Source organism: Acinetobacter sp. YH12086, from assembly GCF_013419345.1.
GTDB classification, from domain to species: Bacteria; Pseudomonadota; Gammaproteobacteria; order Pseudomonadales; family Moraxellaceae; genus Acinetobacter; species Acinetobacter amyesii.
The window spans coordinates 1-2,365 of record NZ_VPAF01000043.1 but is presented as its reverse complement, the minus strand read 5'-3'; the positions used below and the strand labels follow the sequence as shown (position 1 = coordinate 2,365).

At 38.0% G+C, this 2,365-nt stretch carries 3 protein-coding genes and 1 pseudogene; 3 read left to right on the top strand and 1 reads right to left on the bottom strand.

Annotated elements, in window-relative coordinates; all coding sequences use genetic code 11:
• The 3 genes and pseudogenes from FTU29_RS17355 to repM all read left to right on the top strand — a co-directional run.
• Positions 1-230, top strand: a 230-nt coding sequence (locus FTU29_RS17355) for a hypothetical protein (protein ID WP_218954906.1), incomplete at its 5' end; no start/stop codon positions are given.
• A gap of 50 nt (positions 231-280) precedes the next feature.
• Positions 281-460 (top strand): hypothetical protein, encoded by a 180-nt coding sequence (locus FTU29_RS17130; RefSeq protein WP_020847111.1) that lies wholly within the window; start codon positions 281-283, stop codon positions 458-460.
• Between the two features lie 591 nt (positions 461-1,051).
• Positions 1,052-1,978 (top strand): annotated as a pseudogene (repM, locus tag FTU29_RS17125) (replication initiation protein RepM); the annotation flags it as partial.
• Between the two features lie 206 nt (positions 1,979-2,184).
• Here the strand turns inward: repM and FTU29_RS17350 are convergent.
• Positions 2,185-2,365 (bottom strand): hypothetical protein (locus FTU29_RS17350; protein ID WP_218954905.1); only part of this gene is annotated, 181 nt, incomplete at its 5' end.

The window sequence follows — 2,365 nt, the reverse complement described above, 5'->3', positions numbered from 1 at the left end:
AACGCCCCAACTTTTGGGGCTTATTTTTATCTTTTTCAGAGGCCGTTTTTTTGTTTCTCGGAGAGAAACGCGGAAGCGTGCATTCCCTCCTGCTGTCGGAAAATGATAAATCCCCCAAACCGCTAAAAGTTGCCGATCGGCAACTTTTAAAATATCAAATTTTCACACATGGCTTAAAACCGCCTAAAATCGCCTTTAAGCGCACTTTTCTTCAAAACAGGGAAATCTAGCTAAACAGGGCTAAAAACGCCAATAAACGCAAAATAGGAGCATTTAGACCATGAAATTGAGTGATGCTGAAAAAAATAATCGTTTGTCAGAGGTGTTTTTAAAGAAATCAGATCGAGAATATTACGATTTAGAAATCACTGAAGATCATCAAAAACTTTATGATCAGTACGTTTCAGGTGATTTAAACAAGCAAGATTTTGAAGAACAACTAAACAAATTGATCAAGTAACCGAGCGAGTGTCTACGAGCGACTGAGCATTATAAAAATTTGCCCCTGCCTTTTCCCTGATTACAAGCTCCCTGTTGCTTCATAACGAGATTTACAGAGCAAAGCGACTGTAGCCACTGGCTCCATGACGAGCGAAGCGAGCATAAAGCTTTATGAGCGAAGCGAATCCATTCTTGTTTTTAGCGTCCTAGCCGGTCTTTGAAAAAAACTGCCCCCAGGAATCGAGCGCAGCGAGATTCAATAGAGTTTGAGCGAAGCGAAAACATAGGGCAGTTTTAAATGCCGTTTTTAATTTTTTTGGGCTTTTAATAATAAAAAAGCTTTTAAATGCTTTTAAGCAGTCTGAAAGCATTGATATACGTGCGTTTCAGAGGACATAAGACGACACTTAGTGTGCTAAAAGACGACACTTAGTGTGCTAGAAATTCTCAATAAGACGACACTTAGTGTGCTTTGAAAGACAAAATAAAACATGTCGTTTTAAGCACGTTTAGTTTGCAAGATGCGACAAAATAAAATATGTCTGCTTATTGCTTCTTGATAAGGCTTCACATAAGATCAATAAGACGACATAATAAAATAAGACGCTATATGAAAGATTTAATTGTGAAAGATAACGCTTTAATTAATGCCAGCTACAATCTTGACCTAGTGGAACAACGGTTAATTCTTTTAGCAATAATTGAAGCCCGTGAAAGTGGTAAAGGTATTAATGCGAATGACCCTTTAACTATTCACGCAGAGAGCTATATCAACCACTTTGATGTATTGAAAAATGGTGCTTATCAAGCACTAAAAGAAGCCTGTAAAGACTTGTTTGCTCGTCAATTTAGCTATCAAGAACCAAGAGGAAAAGGAGTAGCTCATATTACCTCACGTTGGGTTTCTCAAATTGCATACATCGAAAAAACGGCATCTGTTGAGTTAATTTTTTCACCTGCAATTATCCCTTTAATAACTCGGCTAGAAAAACAATTTACGAGCTATGAGTTAGAGCAAGTAAAAGGGCTTTCCACTGGCTACGCCATTAGACTTTATGAACTTTTGATTGCTTGGCGTAGTAGTGGGAAAACACCAATTATTGAGCTAAGTGAGTTCAGAGAAAGATTGGGAGTATTAGAAAGTGAATATCATCGAATGCACGACTTTAAAAAGCGTGTTTTAGAACCATCATTAAAGCAAATCAATGAAAATACAGATATTACTGTCAAAGAAGAACAGCACAAAAGAGGACGTAATATTATTGGTTTTTCATTCCGATTTAAACAGAAGGCACAGCCAAAAAAACAACAAAAAACCGACCCTAAACGAGATCCAAACACACCTGATTTCTTTGTCGAAATGACCGATGCACAACGGCATTTGTTTGCACACAAATTATCTGAACTGCCCGAAGTTGGTAGCGAATATGCAGAGATCGGAGAGTCATCCGAAGACTTTACGAAACGCCTTGCAGACATGCTTTTAGAGCCAAAAAAATTCAGGATGTTTTATCCGCTACTGGAACAGCTCGGCTTTGGTTCTAAGAAAATACAATCAGCACCAATCAAACAGGTCGATGAACCTAAGTTTATAGATTTTCCAAATATGCAGATCAACCGAATTTCTTACGGCATGTCCAGAAATAAAAAATTCAAACATTTGAAGCAAGAGAATGAATCACCTAATGATTTTATGCAACGGCTTTGCATCATGCTAAAAGACCCAAAACAGCAACTTCAATTTTACGATTTCCTAAAATCTAATCCTTGAGTTTCCCCCTCTAAAAAAGATTTCAAAACGCCCCAACTTTTGGGGCTTATTTTTATCTTTTTCAGAGGCCGTTTTTTTGTTTCTCGGAGAGAAACGCGGAAGCGTGCATTCCCTCCTGCTGTCGGAAAATGATAAATCCCCCAAACCGCTAAA